Source organism: Mesorhizobium sp. WSM4833 (assembly GCF_055811095.1).
In genome coordinates, this window is sequence record NZ_JBVVQG010000012.1 from 58,226 (window position 1) to 76,583 (window position 18,358).

General features: G+C 64.8%; 16 protein-coding genes. 8 read left to right on the forward strand and 8 right to left on the reverse strand.

The genetic code is table 11. The features are described 5' to 3' along the window. Nucleotides 1-14: 14 nt before the first annotated feature. The 4 genes from AC0L2D_RS23235 to AC0L2D_RS23250 all read right to left on the reverse strand — a co-directional run bounded on the left by AC0L2D_RS23235 (nucleotide 15) and on the right by AC0L2D_RS23250 (nucleotide 4,186). Nucleotides 15-905 (reverse strand): SMP-30/gluconolactonase/LRE family protein, encoded by an 891-nt coding sequence (locus AC0L2D_RS23235; protein ID WP_024504760.1) that lies wholly within the window; start codon nucleotides 903-905, stop codon nucleotides 15-17. A 195-nt stretch (nucleotides 906-1,100) separates the two neighbouring features. Beyond that, complete coding sequence (locus AC0L2D_RS23240; RefSeq protein WP_245267617.1) at nucleotides 1,101-2,069, reverse strand: YihY/virulence factor BrkB family protein; 969 nt, start codon at nucleotides 2,067-2,069, stop codon at nucleotides 1,101-1,103. Nucleotides 2,070-2,183: 114 nt separating this feature from the next. Next, nucleotides 2,184-2,906 (reverse strand): response regulator transcription factor, encoded by a 723-nt coding sequence (locus AC0L2D_RS23245; protein WP_027163049.1) that lies wholly within the window; start codon nucleotides 2,904-2,906, stop codon nucleotides 2,184-2,186. Then, complete coding sequence (locus tag AC0L2D_RS23250) at nucleotides 2,906-4,186, reverse strand: sensor histidine kinase (RefSeq protein WP_063173333.1); 1,281 nt, start codon at nucleotides 4,184-4,186, stop codon at nucleotides 2,906-2,908. The genes AC0L2D_RS23245 and AC0L2D_RS23250 overlap by 1 nt, the downstream gene beginning before the upstream one ends. A gap of 324 nt (nucleotides 4,187-4,510) precedes the next feature. On the opposite strand from AC0L2D_RS23250, the gene AC0L2D_RS23255 reads away from it, so the two are divergent. The 8 genes from AC0L2D_RS23255 (at nucleotide 4,511) to AC0L2D_RS23290 (ending at nucleotide 13,887) form a co-directional block, all read left to right on the forward strand. Further along, a complete protein-coding gene (locus AC0L2D_RS23255) occupies nucleotides 4,511-6,943 on the forward strand; it encodes a glucan 1,4-alpha-glucosidase (protein WP_473542576.1) in 2,433 nt (810 codons plus the stop codon). A 34-nt stretch (nucleotides 6,944-6,977) separates the two neighbouring features. Continuing rightward, entirely contained in the window at nucleotides 6,978-7,991 is a 1,014-nt protein-coding gene (gnd, locus tag AC0L2D_RS23260; protein ID WP_127368656.1) for a phosphogluconate dehydrogenase (NAD(+)-dependent, decarboxylating), read from the forward strand. Between the two features lie 22 nt (nucleotides 7,992-8,013). Next, complete coding sequence (gene zwf, locus AC0L2D_RS23265) at nucleotides 8,014-9,390, forward strand: glucose-6-phosphate dehydrogenase (RefSeq protein WP_024504766.1); 1,377 nt, start codon at nucleotides 8,014-8,016, stop codon at nucleotides 9,388-9,390. 13 nt (nucleotides 9,391-9,403) lie between these two features. Next, nucleotides 9,404-10,123 carry an ROK family protein gene (locus AC0L2D_RS23270; RefSeq protein WP_063169511.1) on the forward strand — a complete coding sequence of 240 codons (720 nt, stop codon included), beginning with the start codon at nucleotides 9,404-9,406 and terminating at the stop codon, nucleotides 10,121-10,123. 216 nt (nucleotides 10,124-10,339) lie between these two features. Beyond that, nucleotides 10,340-10,801 carry a Ros/MucR family transcriptional regulator gene (locus AC0L2D_RS23275; protein ID WP_473542579.1) on the forward strand — a complete coding sequence of 154 codons (462 nt, stop codon included), beginning with the start codon at nucleotides 10,340-10,342 and terminating at the stop codon, nucleotides 10,799-10,801. Between the two features lie 224 nt (nucleotides 10,802-11,025). Then, the gene (locus AC0L2D_RS23280) at nucleotides 11,026-12,126 is read left to right on the forward strand and encodes a pyridoxal phosphate-dependent aminotransferase (protein ID WP_473542581.1); all 1,101 of its coding nucleotides are present in this window, start codon (nucleotides 11,026-11,028) and stop codon (nucleotides 12,124-12,126) included. Between the two features lie 162 nt (nucleotides 12,127-12,288). Further along, nucleotides 12,289-13,527 (forward strand): MFS transporter, encoded by a 1,239-nt coding sequence (locus AC0L2D_RS23285; RefSeq protein WP_473542583.1) that lies wholly within the window; start codon nucleotides 12,289-12,291, stop codon nucleotides 13,525-13,527. Nucleotides 13,528-13,578: 51 nt separating this feature from the next. Then, nucleotides 13,579-13,887 carry an NIPSNAP family protein gene (locus AC0L2D_RS23290; RefSeq protein WP_024503037.1) on the forward strand — a complete coding sequence of 103 codons (309 nt, stop codon included), beginning with the start codon at nucleotides 13,579-13,581 and terminating at the stop codon, nucleotides 13,885-13,887. Between the two features lie 100 nt (nucleotides 13,888-13,987). Here AC0L2D_RS23290 and AC0L2D_RS23295 read toward each other — a convergent pair whose 3' ends face one another. From AC0L2D_RS23295 to AC0L2D_RS23310, 4 genes are read right to left on the reverse strand one after another with little or no spacing between them, the layout of a single operon-like run. Next, a complete protein-coding gene (locus AC0L2D_RS23295; protein WP_013528913.1) occupies nucleotides 13,988-14,701 on the reverse strand; it encodes a glutamine amidotransferase in 714 nt (237 codons plus the stop codon). 15 nt (nucleotides 14,702-14,716) lie between these two features. After that, the gene (locus AC0L2D_RS23300) at nucleotides 14,717-15,196 is read right to left on the reverse strand and encodes a tellurite resistance TerB family protein (protein WP_013528912.1); all 480 of its coding nucleotides are present in this window, start codon (nucleotides 15,194-15,196) and stop codon (nucleotides 14,717-14,719) included. 36 nt (nucleotides 15,197-15,232) lie between these two features. Further along, entirely contained in the window at nucleotides 15,233-16,837 is a 1,605-nt protein-coding gene (locus AC0L2D_RS23305; protein WP_473542585.1) for a heme biosynthesis HemY N-terminal domain-containing protein, read from the reverse strand. A gap of 10 nt (nucleotides 16,838-16,847) precedes the next feature. Continuing rightward, on the reverse strand, nucleotides 16,848-18,320 hold the full coding sequence (locus AC0L2D_RS23310) for a COG4223 family protein (RefSeq protein WP_473542587.1): 1,473 nt from the start codon (nucleotides 18,318-18,320) through the stop codon (nucleotides 16,848-16,850). Nucleotides 18,321-18,358 lie beyond the last annotated feature (38 nt).

Below are 18,358 nucleotides of genomic sequence, written 5' to 3' on the forward strand. Positions count from 1 at the left end.
GGATTGTCGCGAGCTCAAAACAGTCTCAATCCCGGCACGCGCACCCTGAGCCGGTACAGCGACGTCGACGCGGCAATGTAGAGGCTTTGCAAATCGTCGTCGCCGAAGGTGAAATTCGCGCAATCTTCAGGCGTCCGGATGACGCCAAGAATGGTGCCCGACGCGTCGAAAATGTGGATGCCGCCGGGTCCGGTGCAGTAAAGATTGCCGCGGCTGTCGATCTTCATGCCGTCGGGCGCTCCCGGCCCCTCGCCCTCGGTTACTGCCCACACCGCGCCGCCATTGAGGTCGCCATTGGCTTCGACGCCGAACACCCTGATGTGCCCGCGTTCGGTGTCGTTGATGAACAGCCGCGACTCGTCCAGCGAAAAGCACAGCCCGTTCGGCTGCCCGAAATCGTCGGCCAGCAATGTCAGCCGGGCGCCGTCGCCATCGATGCGGTAGACGCCCTGGAACGGCAGCTCCTGCGGGCGTGGCACGCCATAGAACTCCCTCCGGCCATAGCCCGGATCGGTGAAGTAGATCGATCCGCCGGTGGCAACGACGATATCGTTCGGGCTGTTGAGCTGCTTGCCCTGATGGTGCGTGGCAAGCACTGTTGCGCTGCCGTTGGGCTCGGCGCGGGTCACGCGGCTCGTTGCGTGCTCGCAGGTGACCAGCCGCCCCTGGCGGTCCAGCGTGTTGCCATTGGCCTTGTGGCTCGGCTCGCGGAACAGCTCGATCTCGCCCTCGGCACTGCGGCGATACATCCGGCTTTCCGGAATGTCGGAGAAGACCAGCCATTTCTCATAGGGATGCCAGACCGGCCCTTCGAGGAAGCCGAAGCCGCTCGCCACCATCTCAATGGTCGCATCGCCGACGACGTCGTCGAAACCGGAATGACGCGCACGCGCCGGCACCGACATCATCGGCTCCCGGCGCGAACAGCCGTGCTACTCCGCATGGTGACGAATGGCATGAGCGCTTCCCGATACAGTCTTCTTGTTGGGGCAGAGCGTAGGCGCGGTCCCGACGAGCCGATACGGGTCAAAGCGCACGGGCGACTGTGCATTTGCACAGTCGCCCGTGCCTATCGAGCGTAGAATACCGGCGACGTCAGATCAGGGCCGGCGAACACTTCGCAAAAGCGCGGTCAAGGTTGCGCTCGCGCACGCCACCGCCACGAGCACGACAACGCCGGCAGAGTTGGATTTTTGCCCTGCGCGAAATGAGTCGTGCTGCGCGGGCAGAGGGCTGTGAACCAAGGTTTTCAGATCGGACCGGCTGCCGTGGCGAACGGAATAGGCGCGCGTGAACTCGGCACCGAGGAGGAAAATCTCCGACGAGTAGTAAACCCAGAGCAATATCACGAGCAGTCCGCCGGCGGCGCCATACGACGACGCAATCGCGCTGGTGCCGATATACCAGCCGATAAGCGATTTTCCCAATGTGAACAGGGCCGCGGTCCCGACAGCGCCAATTGCCACATCGCGCCATTCCAGGGTTCGATCGGGCAAAACCTTGTAAATGGCGGCAAACATCACGGCGATAAGCGCAAACGAAACGACGCCGTTGATCCCGCTGAGTATGATCGTTCCAAACGGCAGATGGGCGTTGATGAAAGCGCCCAGTGCCGAAATCGCGGCGCTTGCGATGAGAGAGACCAGCAACAGGAACCCGAGTGCGGCCACCAACCCCAGACTGGCGGCCCGTGCCCGCACCAGACGCGACAGGGAATTGCCTTGCGGTTCGATCTTCCAGATTGTGTTCAACGACTGCTGCATTTCGCCGAAGACGCCAGACGCGGCCACCAGCAAAGTGACAAGCCCTATGATCGCGGCCCAGGTGCCGTACAGCCTGCCGGATGCACTTTCCAGCGCAGTCTTGAGGAGATCGGCGCTTTCCGGTCCCATCAGCCCTGATATCTGCGCGGACAAGGCCAATTGTGCGGCATCGTGGCCGAAGACGAGACCAGCAATCGCAACCACGATCAGCAAGATCGGCGCCAGCGAGGTGGCGGCATAAAAGGCCATCGCCGCACCATGGCTGAGCGCATTGTCGTCGATGAAACCGACGACGCTTTCGCGCACCAGGTGCCATGAATCTGCAAATGAGGGTCGCACTTCGGATCCGCAGGCGTTGAGTTGGCGTTCACTAGCAATGCGCCGGACCTTCCGATGTTCCGGCTTGTGGCCGCCGCTGTTTCAGTGCTCCGCCAGCCAGGCGTCGAGCCGGTCCTGTTCGCGGCGCAGTGCGTCGATGTTGATCAGGCCACGCGCCATGGCGAGATAGATCGCCCGCGTCCGCGAGTTGAACACGGAAGCATCGCCGGTGCCGTCCTCCGCCGGCACGATGCCGAGCTTGTCGTAGCAGTGCTTGATGCGGCTCTGCGCACCACGGATCGACAGGCCGCGACGTGCCGCGATCGCCCGGTCGGTCAGGCCGAGCGCGATGTCGATCAGGCTTTCATATTCGCCGTCGGTAATGCCCTCGAACTTGTCCTGAACGCGATGCTGGATGCCGCGGATCTCGCGGTCGATGATGCAGTGGCCTTCGCGGAAAACCCCGCGCAGGGCGGACCGCATGCCTTCCTCCGTTGCCGATTTCAGCACATAACCGTAGACAGAGCCGGGCGGGACGATGCGCGCCACGCCGCGCACATAGGCTTCGTCGGCGAAATTCGACCAGAACAGGATGTGCGTGCCGGCGCGGCGGTTCCAGATCGCCCTGGCAACTTCGATTCCCGTCGCCTTCGGCATCTGCAAATCGAGCACGACATGCAGTGGCTCGCGCTCAGTCGCCAGGTTGATGGCGTCCTCGCCGTCGCTCGCTTCGATCACCTCGACGTCACCGGGCCACAATTGCTCCACGGTCCGCCGCGCGAAGCTACGGTGGAGCCCGTCATTCTCGGCGATCATCACAAGCATCACATGGCCTCCGATACGGCGAGTTCGCCAGGCATTGTTGCAGCCGCCGCCAGTTCCCGTGATGGCTGGCGGTCGATCTCGACGACGACACGGGTGCCGCCGTTCTTGCGGCCGGCCTGGCCGATGCGCAGCCGCGCCCCGATAAGGGCTGCCCGAGTGTGCATATGGCCGATGCCGCCATACGCGGCCGGGTCAACGGCGCCGCAGCCCTGGCCGTCATCCGTCACGATCACCCGCAGCACGCTCGCGGTCGACGCCAGCAGCACGTCGATGCGGTGCGGCGCGGCATGGCGAACGGCATTGTTGATCGCTTCCTGCACGATCCGGTAGAGCGCGGTCCGCACTGGCTCCGACAGGGTGTCGGCGCCGCCGTCGCTGGTGTCGGCGATGCGTACGGCGATCGGCGGCTTGGCCCTGGCGACGCTGCGGTTGAGATGCGCCTCGACCGCATCGCGCAGGCCGAACAGTTCAAGCACGCTCGGCCGCATGTCGTCGACGATGTGGCGCAGTTCCGTCAGGCAGCCGGCGACCTCCTTCTCGAGATCGGCAAGCTGTGCTGCCCGCGCCACGCCCTGGCCGCGAAGTGCCGAGAGCTGGCGCGCGATCCGGGCGAGATCGGCAAGCGTCTGGTCGTGCAGGTCCATGGCCATGCGCCGGCGTTCGCGCTCCATGCCTTCGGTCAATTGCGAGGCGCCGACGCGCAGCAGCTCGACGCGATTTCGCGCCTCGCTCTCGGCCAGCATAGCGCGGCGCGCCTCCTCGGTCTGGATCAGCGCGAAGATGTAGGGCGCGATCAGGTCGGCGCATTGTTGCGCGACCGCGACATCGGCAAGCGTGTAGCAGTCGACCTCGTGCCGGCTGATGTTGAGCGCGCCGATGATGCCGCCGCGCGCCCTGAGCGGCACGACGATGCGGCTGCGCAGCCTGGCGGCGAAGATCGGACCATCGATAGCGGTGGCGAAATGGAACCGCTCGTCGCTCAGCGCGTCGTCGGCGAGCAGATAGGGGACTTCGCCCCACAGCACCGAGCGGATCGGGCTGACTTCGGTCGGCAGCGGATGCTGGGCAAGCTCGCTCCAGCTGGTGTGGAAGCCGGCTTCGTAACAGGCGTGCCGGCGCCCATCATGCGACAGCACCGCCAGATCCATGTGGTCGTGCGGGATGAGCGAGCCGATCTCGATGGCTGTCGCGCGGAACGCCGTGCCGGGATCGATATGGCCGGCAAGCGCCCGCGATATCGCCAGCAGCCGGTCGATCAGGACCAGGGACACTTCCGCCATTGCTTTCACGATCCTCCCGTGCCGGGAAATAGTGGACGCATGCCGCCGCCGCTGTCAACGACGGCGCCTTTGGACATAGGAATTTTTTCTTGACTCGATGACCTCAGCTATGGTACATTTTCGTCCATGGTGCTGATTTGCGCCGGTGACCCGCCGCACTGGCGGGTTTTTCGTTTGCTGCTCCGTCAGCGCAGGCGAAAGCTCCGAAGAAACCCGTTAGCCCTAGTTCGTTGCCCTGCCGTCGGCCCGCGATCAACTTGCGGTGCAATGATTGTAAAGGGTTCGCGTCATGGTCTAGGGAGGAGGCCAGGAGACCGAAACAGAATGCCAGTGACGCCAAACGTTGCTCCGGGCGCCCCGGGAATTCCGGCGCGCTGGACGTCAAGCGCCAAGAGCGGCGTCGGAACGTCGCTTTCGCCGGCCGGCCGGATCTGGTTCACGATCAGCCACGGCATCCTCAACGAAATCTACTATCCGCGCGTCGACAGTGCCTGCACCCGCGACCTCGGCCTCATCGTCACCGGCGCCGCCGGCTATTTCTCGGAAGAAAAGCGCGATGCCACGCACAGCATCGAACCGTTCGAGGACGGCGTACCCGCCTACCGGCTGGTCAACACGGCGAACGACGGCGCCTGGCGGATCGAAAAGCGCATCCTCGCCGATCCGGCGCGCCCGGCGCTGCTGCAGGAAATCACCTTCACGGCGCTGAGGGGCGTCGCTGACGATTATCGCGTCTACGCGCTTCTGGCGCCGCATCTGGTCAATGCCGGCATGGGCAACACCGCCTGGGTCGGCGAGCACGAGGGAAAGCCCGTGCTGTTCGCCTCGGGGCGCGGCTCCTGCCTGGCGCTGGCCTCGTCGCTGCCCTGGCGGACCGGCTCGGCCGGCTATGTCGGTTTTTCCGACGGTTGGCAGCAACTGCACAACACAGGTGAGCTCGATGCTGCATACCAGCGGGCCGAGGACGGCAATGTCGCGCTGACCGGCGAGATCGGCTTTTCCGCGGCCACGACCAAGGCTTTGCTGGCGCTGGGATTTGGCGCGACGCCCGAGGAGGCTGCGGAACATGCTTTCGCCAGCCTGAAGCAGGGTTTTGAACCCGCGGCGAACTCCTACCTCCAGCACTGGCGCAACTGGCAAAAGGGCCTGCTGCCGCTCGACCGGCACGCGGTGCCCGGGATCAACTTCTATCGCGTCTCGACGGCGGTACTGGCGACGCACCGGTCGATCGCCACACCGGGCGCCGCGGTCGCCAGCCTGTCGATCCCGTGGGGCTTCGACAAGGGCGACGACGACCTCGGCGGCTACCATCTGGTCTGGCCGCGCGATCTGGTCGAGACGGCCGGCGGCTTTCTTGCTGCCGGCGACGCCGCCTCGGCGTTGCAAATCCTCGACTATCTCGGCTCCATCCAGCAGCCGGATGGCCACTGGCCGCAGAACGCCTGGCTCGACGGATCGGCCTATTGGCCCGGCATCCAGATGGACGAATGCGCCTTTCCGCTGCTGCTGGCCGAAGCTTTGCACCGCGCCGGCCATTTGCCGCACGCCAGGCTCGCAGTCTTTCTGCCGATGATCGAGCGCGCTGCCGGGTTCGTCGTGCGCAACGGGCCGGTCACCGGCGAGGACCGCTGGGAAGAGGATGCCGGCTACAGCCCGTTCACGCTCGCCGTCGAAATCGCCGCACTGCTTGCCGCAGCCGACCTGCTCGACGCCTGTGGCAAGCCGGACGCGGCGACCTATCTGCGCGAGACATCAGACGTCTGGAACGACCAGGTCGAGCGCTGGACCTACGTCACCGGCACGGCGATCTGCGGTCAAGTCGGCGTCGACGGCTACTATGTCCGCATCGCGCCGCCCGACGGCGCCGAGGCCGGTTCGCCGAAGGACGGCTATGTTCCGATCAAGAACCGGCCGCCCGGCGACACCGACCGGCCGGCCGAGCAAATCGTCAGTCCGGATGCGCTTGCACTTGTCCGCTTCGGCCTGCGGGCGGCCGACGACCCGCGCATGACAGACACGGTCAAGGTCATCGACGCGCAATTGCGCTGCGATCTGCCGCAAGGGCCGCTCTGGTATCGCTACAACGGCGACGGCTATGGCGAGCATGAAGATGGCGCACCTTTCGACGGCACCGGCCAGGGTCGCCCCTGGCCGCTGCTGGCCGGCGAACGCGCCCACTATGAGCTGGCGGCCGGGCGTAGGGAAAAGGCCGCCAGCCTGCTGGCAGCGCTGGAAGGCTCGGCCGGACCGGGCGGCCTGTTGCCGGAGCAGGTCTGGGACGGCGCCGATATGCCGGAGCGCGAACTGCTGCACGGCCGCCCCTCGGGCAGCGCCATGCCGCTGGTCTGGGCGCATTCGGAGCATATCAAGCTGTTGCGCTCGCTGCGCGACGGCGCGGTCTTCGACATGCCCCCGCAAGGCGTCAAGCGCTATATCGAGGACAAGACCGTATCGCCGTTCAGGACATGGCGGTTCAACAACAAGATCCGCACGGTCCCGGCCGGCAAGACGTTGCGCGTCGAACTGTTGGCCCCGGCTACAGTCCATTGGAGCACCGACAACTGGGCGACCGCCCACGACAGCCAGACGGTGGAGAACGATTTCGGCATCCATCTTGCCGATCTGCCCGTCTCTGGCCTTCCCAAGGGAAGCACGCTGACCTTCACTTTTTTCTGGCCCGGGGCCGGCGATTGGGAGAATGTCGACTTCTCCGTCATCTCAGGCGACCAGGACAGCCAGCAGACCTTCCCTCGATAACCCCGCAAATCTCCTAGAAAACAGGGACGAAACCATGCAGATCGGAATGATGGGACTGGGCCGGATGGGCGCCAACATGGTCCGGCGCCTGATGCGCGACGGCCACGAATGCGTCGTCTACGACATCAACCCGGCCAGCGTCGCGGCCCTGGTGACCGACGGCGCGTCAGGGGCGGCCTCGATGGAAGAATTCATCGGCAAGCTGGCCAAGCCGCGCTGTGTGTGGCTGATGCTGCCGGCGGCGATCACCGGCAGGATCATCGACCAGGTGGCGGCCCTGATGGAGCCCGGCGACATCGTCGTCGACGGCGGCAATTCCTATTATCACGACGCCGTCGATCAGGCCGCGAAACTGGCCGGCAAGGGCATCCATCTTGTCGATGTCGGCACCAGCGGCGGCGTCTGGGGACTGGAGCGTGGCTACTGCCTGATGATCGGCGGTCCCGACGTGGCGGTGCAGCACCTCGATTCGATCTTCGCCACGCTGGCGCCGGGCGCCGATGCCGGCTCCAATCCGTCCAGGGATGCCGGGACCGCGCCCTTCGGCTATCTGCATTGCGGACCGAGCGGCGCCGGCCACTTCGTCAAGATGGTGCACAACGGCATCGAGTACGGCGTCATGGCCGCCTATGCCGAAGGCATGAACATCCTGAAATCGGCCAATGCCGGCAAGCGGCAACGGACGGCGGACGCCGAGACCAGCCCGCTGGAAAACCCGCAATACTATCAGTTCGACATCGACCTTCCCCAGGTGGCCGAGGTCTGGCGGCATGGCAGCGTTATCGGCTCCTGGCTGCTTGACCTGACGGCCGGCGCCTTGAAAAGCGATCCGGGCCTGGTGAATTTCGGCGGCCGCGTTTCGGATTCCGGCGAAGGCCGCTGGACGCTGAAGGCGGCCATCGACACCGGCGTGCCGGCTCCGGTGCTGTCCTCGGCGCTGTTCGACCGCTTCTCCTCGCAGGGCGAATCCGAATTCGCCGACAAGCTGCTCTCCGCCATGCGCTATGCCTTTGGCGGCCATGTCGAGAAGCCGAAGGCCGGCAAGTGAGGACAGCGGGGGAGACACGCGCATGAGCCAGGAACGGTCCGACACGCTGGTGCTCTTCGGGGCAACCGGCGACCTCGCCCACAAGAAGATATTTCCAGCCCTTTACCAGATGGTCGCCAAGGGCACGCTTACCGAACCGGTGATCGGCGTCGCCTTCGACGCCTGGGACCTCAAGCAATTGCAGGCGCGCGCGCGTGACGGCATCGTCAATGCGCTCGGCAAGATCGACGAAAAAGCCTTCGCCAAATTCGCCTCGCTGCTGCGCTACGTCAGCGGCGACTACCGTGACGGAGCGACGTTCGAGAAGCTGAAGAGCGCGCTCGGCACCGCACAGCGGCCCCTGCACTACATGGCGGTGCCGCCGACCATGTTCGAGACCGTCGTCCAGGGGCTGGAGCAGTCGGGCACCGCGCATGGCGCGCGGCTGATGGTGGAAAAGCCCTTCGGTCACGATCTGCAATCGGCGCGCTGGCTGAACCGGGTCCTGCATCTGGTGTTCGACGAGCAGTCGATCTTCCGCATCGACCACTACCTGGGCAAGGAAGCGATCCAGAACCTGCTCTATTTCCGCTTCGCCAATTCCTTCCTCGAGCCGATCTGGAACCGCAACTACGTCGAGAGCGTGCAGATCACCATGGCCGAGGATTTCGGCGTCGAGGGACGTGGCCGCTTCTATGACGATGTCGGCTGCATCAGGGACGTCATCGAGAACCATCTGCTCAACATCCTGTTGCTGCTTGCCATGGAGCCGCCTGTCGGCCGCTCCGCCGACGATCTGATCGACGAGAAGGTGCAGGTGCTGCGCGCGATCAGGACGCTGACCAAAGACGATGTCGTGCGCGGCCAGTTCACCGGCTATCTCACTGAACCCGGCGTGGCGCCGAACTCGCCCGTCGAGACCTTCGCGGCGGTGCGTTTCTTCGTCGACACCTGGCGCTGGCAGGACGTGCCGTTTTTCATCCGCGCCGGCAAGAACATGCCGGTGCATGTCACCGAAGTGGTGGTGCGGCTGAAGCGGCCGCCGCTCGATGTCTTCGATCCGATCAAGCCCGCCGACCAGAACTACGTCCGCTTCCGCATCGACCCACAGGTGGTGATCGCCATCGGAGCACAGCGCAAGGCGCCGGGCGACGACATGATCGGCGAGCAGGTCGAACTGACGGCGCTCGACGACTCGAAGGGCGACATGCCGCCCTATGAGCGCTTGATAGGCGACGCCATGAACGGCAACGGCCAGCTGTTCACCCGCCAGGACGCCAGCGAACTGGCCTGGCGCATCGTCGGCCCGGTGCTTGGCGACACCACGCCGCCGCACCTCTACGAGCCGCTGACATGGGGACCGGCGGACGTCATGGCCGGGTTCGGGCCACCCAATGGCTGGATCGATCCGGTGAAGTGAGAGGAACCACGCGATGGCCAAGGCAGTGAAGCAACCAGCATCGGGCACCGAGACGCCGGATACTGAAAAGATCGTGCTCACGATCGACATCGGCGGCTCGCACGTCAAGATCCTCACCAGCGCCGGCGGCGCGGAGCGCCGCGCCGATTCGGGGCCGGGGCTGACGCCGCAACAGATGATCGATACCGTGAAGAAGCTCGCCGAAGGCCTGTCCTACGACGTCGTCTCGATGGGCTATCCCGGTCCGGTCAACCACAACAGGCCGCTCGCCGACCCCGCCAATCTCGGCAAGGGCTGGGCTGGATTCGACTTTGCGGGCGCGTTCGGCAAACCGGTGAAAGTGGTCAATGACGCGCTGATGCAGGCCATCGGCAGCTACGAGGGCGGGCGCATGCTGTTCCTCGGGCTCGGCACCGGGCTCGGTGCGGCGATGATTGCCGACAACGTCGCCCAACCGATGGAACTCGCGCATCTGCCCTACAAGAAGGGCAAGAGCTTCGAGGATTATGTCGGCGAACGCGGCCTGGAAAAGCGCGGCAAGAAGAAATGGCGCAAATACGTCTTCGACGTCGTCGACCGGCTCCGTGCCGCCATGCAGCCTGACTATGTCGTCATTGGCGGCGGCAACGTCGACAAGCTCGATGAATTGCCCGCCGACTCCAGGCGCGGCGACAACACACGCGCCTTCGAAGGCGGGTTTCGTTTGTGGCGCGACAAGGCGCTGATAGTCTGATACTGTTATTGTTTAATATAGTTGTTCAAAATAACGTGTGACCTGCCATCAAGTCGTTGCAATACGCAGATTTGCCGACTAGGAATTCCGCGCTACAACAACGCCAATTCGTCCCGTGGACGCACGAAGGACGCCATAGCATTTTGATTTCGCGCATGATCCTTTCCGGAAGTCGAATCCGATTTTCAGGTCATTCGCTGTAGACGGAGAAATAGAGTGACCGACGATAGCAACAGTGCCCGTAAAGACATCGATCTGCTCGAGCTGACCGCCCACATCGTGTCCGCTTACGTCGAGAAGAACCGCTTGCCTGCCTCCGGCCTGGCCGACCTCATCGCCAGCGTCAGCGCGTCGATAAGCGGGCTCGGCAAGCCTGCGGTCCCGGTGGCTGCCCCACTGGTCCCGGCGGTCAATCCCAAGAAGTCGGTGACGCCCGATTTCATCATCTGCCTCGAAGACGGCAAGAAGTTCAAATCGCTGAAGCGTCATATCGGTGTGCATTTCGGCCTGACGCCGGACGCCTATCGCGCCAAATGGGGCTTGCCGTCGGACTATCCGATGGTCGCCCCCAACTACGCGGCCTCGCGTTCGCTGCTGGCGAAGTCGATCGGCCTCGGCCGCAAGGCCGCCCCCGTCAGGGCGCCCGCCAAGGGCAGGAAGGCCAAGGCCTCGGCCTGAACATTCAGTCCTGAGCCAACAGTTAGGACGACTGGAACAGAAGCCTGCCGGCGAATCCGCCTTGGCAGGCTTCCTATTTTTATGGCTTGGATAGGTGGACGGGTTCCTAGAGCAATTCCAGGAAAAGTGTGAAACGGTTTTCCGTCCGGAATTGCGTAAAAAACAAGGAATTAGAGCGGGTCGCCGTTTCCGTGAAACGGTGAACTGCTCTTGGGGAGTGAGCCATGAACTACACCAGGATGGTGATTGAGAAAGAGGCGCCGGAAGAATACGGCTACGACCGTATCCGCTACAATCTTTCGGAAAGTTCGATCGCCGACCAGAAGCTCTCCGACATCGGCCTGTCGCTGCCCGATCTCACGCTTTTCTATGGCGAGCATCGCGGCGACAAGCAGTTGCGTGCACTGATATCGGCGCAGGATGCCGGCATTTCGCCGGATGATGTGCTGGTCACCGCCGGTGCCGCGGGCGCGCTGTTCATCATCTCGACCTCGCTTTTGTCGGCCAACGACCATCTCGTCGTCATCAGGCCCAACTACGCCACCAACATCGAAACCCCAAGGGCGATCGGCTGCGCCATCAGCTTTGTCGACCTGGCCTTCGAGGAAGGCTTCGCCATCGATGTCGAACGCGTCAAGGCCGCGATTCGGCCGGACACGAAGCTGATCAGCGTTACCTGCCCGCACAACCCGACCGGCACGATGATGAGCCGAGCCGAGCTCGATGCGCTGGTGGCGCTTGCCGAGGCTCGCGGCTGCCATCTGCTGGTCGACGAGACCTATCGCGACCTCTCCTACGGCAGGCGGCTGCCGACGGCTGCCTCACTGAGCCCGAAGGCGATCAGCGTCTCGTCATTGTCCAAGGCCTTCGGCATTCCCGGCATCCGCATCGGCTGGCTGATCACCAGGGATGCGGTGCTTCAGGAAAAATTCCTCGCCGCAAAGGAGCAGATTGGCATCTGCGGCAGCGTCATCGACGAAGGCATTGCCCGCGGCATGCTCGAGCGCCGGGACGCCTTCCTGGCGACACTGCTGCCCGAAATGGCCAAGCGCCGCGACATCGTCCAGGCCTGGATCGACCGCGAACCGCTGGTCGACTGGATCAGGCCCGAAGGCGGTGTCGTAGGCTTCCCGCGCCTCGATGTCGAACCCGGCTTCGACCTCGACCGGTTCTATGCGAACCTGCTGGAGAACCATGGAACCTATGTCGGACCCGGCCACTGGTTCGAGATGGAAAAACGCTTCTTCCGCGTCGGCTTCGGCTGGCCGACGGAAGCCGAATTGCGCGGCGGCCTCGACGCCATCTCCGTCGCGCTGCGGCAGTAACTTCCGCGTGCTGGCGATGGAACGGGCTGAAAATTCCTTGATCCAGCACTGATTTTGACGCATATCCGCGGCGAACTGAGCTAAAAGTTCCGCCAGCCGGACCAGCGCCCATCGTGGAAGTGCCCCGCCAGCTGACGCCACTGCAAAGGGGCCTCTTAAATCATGACCGCCGAACAGATATCACCGGACCAGCGCTATGCCGCGTTCCGCCACCGCTCCTTCCTGAGTTATTGGGCGGCGCGTTTCCTCACCACATTCGCCACCATGATCGTGTCCGTCGCGGTCGGCTGGCAGATGTACGATTTGACCCGCGACCCGCTCGATCTCGGCCTGGTCGGCATCGTCCAATTCCTGCCGTCGCTGCTTCTGGTGCTGGTCACCGGTGTCGTCGCCGACCGCTTCGGCCGCCGCCTGATCATGGCGCTGGCGGTCGTGGTGGAGGCGATGTGCGCGCTGGCGCTGCTGTTCCTGGCGCTGCGCGGCATCAGCGGGCCGCTGCCGATCTTCTGCGTGCTTGCCATGTTCGGCGTCGCCCGCGCCTTCTTCGGTCCGGCCTCGGCCTCGCTGTTCGCCAATCTGGTGCCGCCTCAGGATTTCGCCAACGCCATCGCCTGGAATTCATCGGCCTGGCAGACGGCGACCATCGTCGGACCCGTCGCCGGCGGCCTGCTCTACGGCGTGTCGCCGGAAGCGGCCTACGGAACCGCCGCTGTCCTGATGCTTGTGTCCGGGCTGCTGATCTTCACCATCCCGAAGCCGTCGCAGCGCACCGAGTCGGACAAGCCGACGATGCAGCACCTGCTCGGCGGGTTCAGCTACATCTGGAGCGAGAAGATCGTGCTCGGCGCCATCTCGCTCGATCTGTTCGCCGTGCTCCTGTCCGGCGCCTCGGCGCTGCTGCCGGTCTATGCGCGCGACATCCTCCAGCTCGGCCCGTGGGGCCTCGGCCTGCTGCGCTCGGCGCCCAGCATCGGCGCCATTTGCGTCGCCATCTGGCTGGCCGGGCATCCACTTCGCAACCACGCGGGCATGATCATGCTGTCCGCCGCAGCCTCGTTCGGCGCCTTCACCGTGGTTTTCGGCCTGTCGACCATCACCTGGCTGTCGATCGTGGCATTGGTCTTCCTTGGCGCCACCGATATGTTCAGCGTCTACATCAGGGAGACGCTGATCCAGCTGTGGACGCCCGACGAGGTGCGCGGCCGCGTCAACGCCGTTAACCAGGTCTTTGTCGGCGCCTCCAACGAGGTCGGCGAATTCCGCGCCGGCACGATGGCCGCACTGATCGGCACGGTGCCGGCCGTGGTGATCGGCGGCATCGGCGCCATCGCCGTCGCGGGCCTGTGGGTGGTGCTGTTTCCGCAACTGCGCAAGGTGCGCCACCTCAACGGGCGCAACTGATCTTCCCACGGTTGACAGCCGACGTGCCTAGCCCATGCCACAGGAGCTCTCATGATCACTTGCTACCTGAAATACGTCATCGACCCCTACAAGCTTGCCGAGTTCGAAGATTATGGTCGTCGCTGGATAGCTCTGGTCAACCGCCTCGGCGGAAACCATCACGGCTATTTCCTTCCAAGCGAAGGGGCGAGCAACATCGCCTATGCCATGTTCAGCTTCCCGAGCCTTGCCGACTACGAGGACTATCGCAAACGGATGGCTGCCGACCCGGAATGCCAGGAAGTGTTCGAAATGGAAAAACGCAATCGCAGCATTCTCAGCTACGAGCGCAGCTTCCTGCGGCCGGTGCTCGAACCTTAATGCATGTCGCCCAAAAGTGGCCCCGGTTTTGGGAGAACGACATGCATGAAGACAAAGACCTAAAGCGGGTCGCCTGAAATCCGTTCAGACGACGGTTCAGCTATCTGCTCGGCTTGCCGAAGATCATCCGCAAAAACTCGTCCAGCCAGCGCTTGAGATGCATGTCCCAGATCAGCCGGCCGCCGAGATGATCGCGGCCGGGCTGGGCACCGGGCAATTCGAAGCGATGCGCGCCGCGCACCACCCAGCGCTGCATCATCACCCTGGTCAGTTCGCCATGGAACTGGATGCCCCAGGCATTGTCGCCGTAGCGGAAGGCCTGGTTGGGATAGGTTTCGGCCGTCGCCAGCAGCGTCGCGTCCCTGGGCAGCGAAAAACCCTCGCGGTGGAACTGGTAGACCATCTCCGGCCAGTGCATCAGTTGCTTGCCGGCTTCGGTCGCCTTCAGGGGATACCAGCCAACCTCGACCAGCCCTTCACCATGACCCTCGACCTTGCCGCCGAGACAGTTGACCAGCATCTGCGCGCCGAGACAGATGCCGAGACATGGCCGGTTCTCCCTCAGCGGTATTTCCAGCCAGTTGGTCTCGCGGCGGACGAACTCGTCGTCGTCATTGGCGCTCATCGGGCCGCCGAACACCACCGTGCCGGCGTGGTCGTCCAGTGTTTCGGGCAAGGCGTCGCCAAGCGGCGGCCGGCGGATGTCGAGATCGAAACCTTCTTCCAGCAACATATGGCCGACACGCCCCGGGCTCGAACTCTCCTGATGCAGCACGATCAGGATCTTTGGCTTCGAACTCGTTTGGCGTGGCATGGGAAGGCGAAGATCCTATTCGTCGCTCGATGTTCCGGTGGCGCCGGGCGCGTGCGCCGCCGCCTTGCGGCGCGCCTCGACGCGATCGTGGCGTTCGACGCCGATCAGCTCGGCGACGCGCCAGACGGTGTTGTCCTCGAGCTCGTGCAACTCGCCGTCGGCATAGACGATTTCCCACATCAGGCCGATGAAGGCCTTGCGCGCATCGGCATCGAGATGGCGCTTCAGGACGCTGGTGAAGGCATAGAGATCGATCGCCTCGTTGTCGGCCCGCTCGCCGGCAGCGGCCAACGCTTCGAGTTCGGCGCCGCTGATCGAGTAGCTCTCGGCCAGCACCGCCTTGAACCGCTCCCACTCGACATCCTGGCGCACGCCATCGGCGTTCATCACATGGTAGAGCAGCGCCGAGGCGGCGACACGCGGATCGTCCGTGCTGGCATGCGTGCCGGCACCGGCCGGCAAATCCCTGAGAAACGACAGAACGCGTTCAAACATAGATCCATACCCCAACGGCCTGACGGCCTGCCCAACTCAAAACAACCGAAACCGGCGCGGCGATTTCTCCGCTTCCTCGTCCGGATCGACGCCGGGATCGTCCGGCAGCCGCGCAAGCTCCTCGGCCGGCTCGACGCCTTCGGCATCGCTCGGCACCGCGGCGAAGGCCGCTGCCGTGATTGGCCTGACATGATCTTCTTCGCGACTTTCAGCTTGCTTGCCCGCCGACGTCTCGCCACCGGCGTCGTCGATCACTTCGATCGGCCTTTTTTCGCTCGTCGGCTTTGCCAATGCTTCAATAACCGGTGCCGCACCCGCTGGCGCGTCATCATGGCTGTCGATCAACTGGCCAAGACGCTCCATCGGCGCGCGCCACTCGAAGGCGTCGAGCCGGCCGGTGATCGGCGATACCGGAGCCCAGCGTTCCGATACCACGCCGTCTGCGACCCAGGCCGGATCGCGCGGCGCCCGCAGCGCCCTGGACAACAGCTGCCGAACTTTGCCCTGATCGCCGGTCTCGGCCTCCTCGATGTCGGCGAGCAGCAGATAGGCGCCCTCGCGACGGTCCATCCGGATCGCCGCCTCGGCCTCGCGGCGGGCGGTCGCGAAATCCTGCGCGTCGAGCGCGGCGCGCGCCACCGTCATCGACGATTCGGCGTGGTTCTTCTTCATCTCCTGCAGCTTCTTCGCCCGGTTGAGGCGGTCGAGCACCGCGTCGCCCGGCCTTGCATGGGTATAGAGCTCGGCGATCTCCGGATGCGGCTCGGCCTTCCACGCCGCCTCGAGTATCTTCGAGCCCTTGCGCACATCGTTCTGCTTGAACAGTGCGGCCGCGGCGGCCACGGCGGCGGGCGCAAAGTCGGGCCTGAGCTTGTTGGCCTCGATCGCGGCCGTCCTGGCGGCGGCGGGATCGCTGTCGGCAAGCGCCTGCGCCTTGGCGGTCAGCAGCACGGCGCGGCGGCGGTTGGCGGCATCGCGTTCGATCTGCCGTGTCGCTTTCTGCGCGTCGACCAGTTTCAGGGCGCCGTCCCAGTCGCCGCGCGCGGTCAGCTCTTCCAGCGTCGATTCCGCCGCCCAGGCCAGCTGCGGCGCCACAGCGGCGGCGCGGCCGGCATAATGCCTGGCGGCGTTGCGGTCGCCGAGCCGTTCGGCTTCCAGATAAAGCCCGCGCAAACCCAGCAGCCGCATTTCGGGATCGTCGAGCATGCTCTCGAATTTCTGCCGCGCGCCTTCATGATCGCCTTCGAGCAGCGACGCCTGCGCTTCGAGCAGGTGGATCAGCGGCTCCTGGTCGGAACGGATCAGCTTGGCGGCTTCCTTGGTCTTCTTGCGGGCCAGCGCGCCATCACCGGCGCCGGCGGCAATCATGCCGGTCGACAGCGCCTGATAGCCACGATCGCGGCGGCGGACACGGAAATAGCGCGAGATGGTGTAGGGGCTGTTCCACAGCGACTTGAGCAGCCACCACAGGATCATCACCGCAGCGACCACGGCAACGACAGCCACCGCCGCCACCATCAGGCTGACCTGGTATTGATAGCCGTTGAAAGTGACGACCATGTCGCCCGGCCGGTCGGCCAGCCAGGCAAAGCCCAGCCCGAGCGCGAAAACGACGATGAGGAAGGCGAGCAGGCGGATCATTGTGTTGCCCTCATGCCTTCATCGCGCCCGAGATCAGCGCATCGACCTGGGTTTCGACCTCGATGCGCGCCTTCAGCTTACCGGCAAAGTCGGCGCCCGCGGCCTTGGCGGCCTCGGGCAGCGTTTCATACTCGCTGAGTGCCTTGGCGTAGTCGCCCTGGTTGACCGCCGCCTCCATGCGCGCGACGGTTTCCGGTGCGCCGGCGCCTTCGACGGCGCCGATCGGCCTGACCTTGACCAGCGATTGCGCGCTCGACAGAAGGCTCTGAACGAAGCCGGCATTCTCATCGACAGGCGTCGCCGCCGTGACCATGGCATTGGCGGCGGCATCAGCCTGCGATGCGATCTCGGCGCGGGTCGGAACGCCCTTTTCGGCATAGGGGCGCAGTGCCGCAAGCTGCGGCGCATCAGGCGAAATCGCGGCGAGGGTTTCGAGTTCGGCCGAAAACGGCCCGCCACGCTCAAGCGCCGCCTTCAAGGCCGACGCCGCGATGGCAAGCGCGATCTTCGGCTGTCCGGCCGCCGCCTCGACCTTGCCGGACAGCTGCGACACAGACTGCTCCAGCGCTTTCAGCCGACCATCCTGCGCGGTCGCCGCCTCGCCGGCCGACTTCACCTGCGCGTCGAGGCCTGCCAGTTTTTCGGTGAGCGGACCAAGATCGACCGGCGCCGCGCTGCCCGCCTTGCCGAGGGCGGCGACCGCCGTCTCGATCTGCGCGACCTTGTCGCCCAGTGCGGTGACGCCGACCGCGTCGCCTGCTCCACCTTTCTCGACAGCCGATTTCAGCGCCGCGACATCGGCCTTGACCTGCTCCAGGCCCGAGGACAGCCCGACCATCTTCGCCGCTGCATCGCCATTGCCGCCGGCGTCCTTCAAGCCGGCGATTTCGGTCTTCAGCGAGGCGATGTCGCCATTGACGCCCTCGAGCGGGACGCCGGCACCGGAACCCGGCGCGCCGAGCAGGCCGGCAAATTGCAGCCCGCCGGCGCCGACCAGCGCGATGACGCCGCCGATGATGCCGGCGGCGATGCCGTTGAGGCCGCCACGCTTTTCAGGGGCTGGCGCCATTTTCTCGTCCCGTGTCTCGGGTTTTGCCTTGTTGCCGTCGGTCTGCGCTGCCGACGCGTCGTCGAAACCGTAGTCGAAGGTTTTGGCGCGGTTGGGCGGCGCATCCGAACCGGGATAAGGCAGCTCTGGCTCGGCGGCTTTGGCTCCGCCATCCGCCGGCGCCTGCCCTTCCGCACCTGCGGCGCCATCGGCATGCTCCCAGGGCTCAAGATCGGTCTGGTCGGCATGAACCGGCTCTTCGGGAACTTCGGGCTGCGAAGCGTTCGCTGCTTCCTCGGCCTTCGCCTCGTCGGTCTGAGCCTCCTGCGTGGCGGCGTCCTCGTCGGCGATGCGTGAGACGGCGCCCGGCTCGAGATCGATGGTCACCGGCTCGCGGCGGCTTTTCGAGTGTCGCATCTTCGGCGTCTTGACCATGCCTGGGCTCCGCACATTCGCTTCGTCTCAACGCCTGG

What these genes read in the sequence shown, in the direction of transcription:
- AC0L2D_RS23235 (WP_024504760.1), bottom strand. Translation starts at nt 905, where the DNA reads ATGTCGGTGCCGGCGCGTGCGCGTCATTCCGGTTTCGACGACGTCGTC.
- AC0L2D_RS23245 (WP_027163049.1), bottom strand. Translation starts at nt 2,906, where the DNA reads ATGCTTGTGATGATCGCCGAGAATGACGGGCTCCACCGTAGCTTCGCG.
- AC0L2D_RS23250 (WP_063173333.1), bottom strand. Translation starts at nt 4,186, where the DNA reads ATGGCGGAAGTGTCCCTGGTCCTGATCGACCGGCTGCTGGCGATATCG.
- AC0L2D_RS23255 (WP_473542576.1), top strand. Translation starts at nt 4,511, where the DNA reads ATGCCAGTGACGCCAAACGTTGCTCCGGGCGCCCCGGGAATTCCGGCG.
- gnd (WP_127368656.1), top strand. Translation starts at nt 6,978, where the DNA reads ATGCAGATCGGAATGATGGGACTGGGCCGGATGGGCGCCAACATGGTC.
- zwf (WP_024504766.1), top strand. Translation starts at nt 8,014, where the DNA reads ATGAGCCAGGAACGGTCCGACACGCTGGTGCTCTTCGGGGCAACCGGC.
- AC0L2D_RS23270 (WP_063169511.1), top strand. Translation starts at nt 9,404, where the DNA reads ATGGCCAAGGCAGTGAAGCAACCAGCATCGGGCACCGAGACGCCGGAT.
- AC0L2D_RS23280 (WP_473542581.1), top strand. Translation starts at nt 11,026, where the DNA reads ATGAACTACACCAGGATGGTGATTGAGAAAGAGGCGCCGGAAGAATAC.
- AC0L2D_RS23285 (WP_473542583.1), top strand. Translation starts at nt 12,289, where the DNA reads ATGACCGCCGAACAGATATCACCGGACCAGCGCTATGCCGCGTTCCGC.
- AC0L2D_RS23290 (WP_024503037.1), top strand. Translation starts at nt 13,579, where the DNA reads ATGATCACTTGCTACCTGAAATACGTCATCGACCCCTACAAGCTTGCC.
- AC0L2D_RS23295 (WP_013528913.1), bottom strand. Translation starts at nt 14,701, where the DNA reads ATGCCACGCCAAACGAGTTCGAAGCCAAAGATCCTGATCGTGCTGCAT.
- AC0L2D_RS23300 (WP_013528912.1), bottom strand. Translation starts at nt 15,196, where the DNA reads ATGTTTGAACGCGTTCTGTCGTTTCTCAGGGATTTGCCGGCCGGTGCC.
- AC0L2D_RS23305 (WP_473542585.1), bottom strand. Translation starts at nt 16,837, where the DNA reads ATGATCCGCCTGCTCGCCTTCCTCATCGTCGTTTTCGCGCTCGGGCTG.
- AC0L2D_RS23310 (WP_473542587.1), bottom strand. Translation starts at nt 18,320, where the DNA reads ATGGTCAAGACGCCGAAGATGCGACACTCGAAAAGCCGCCGCGAGCCG.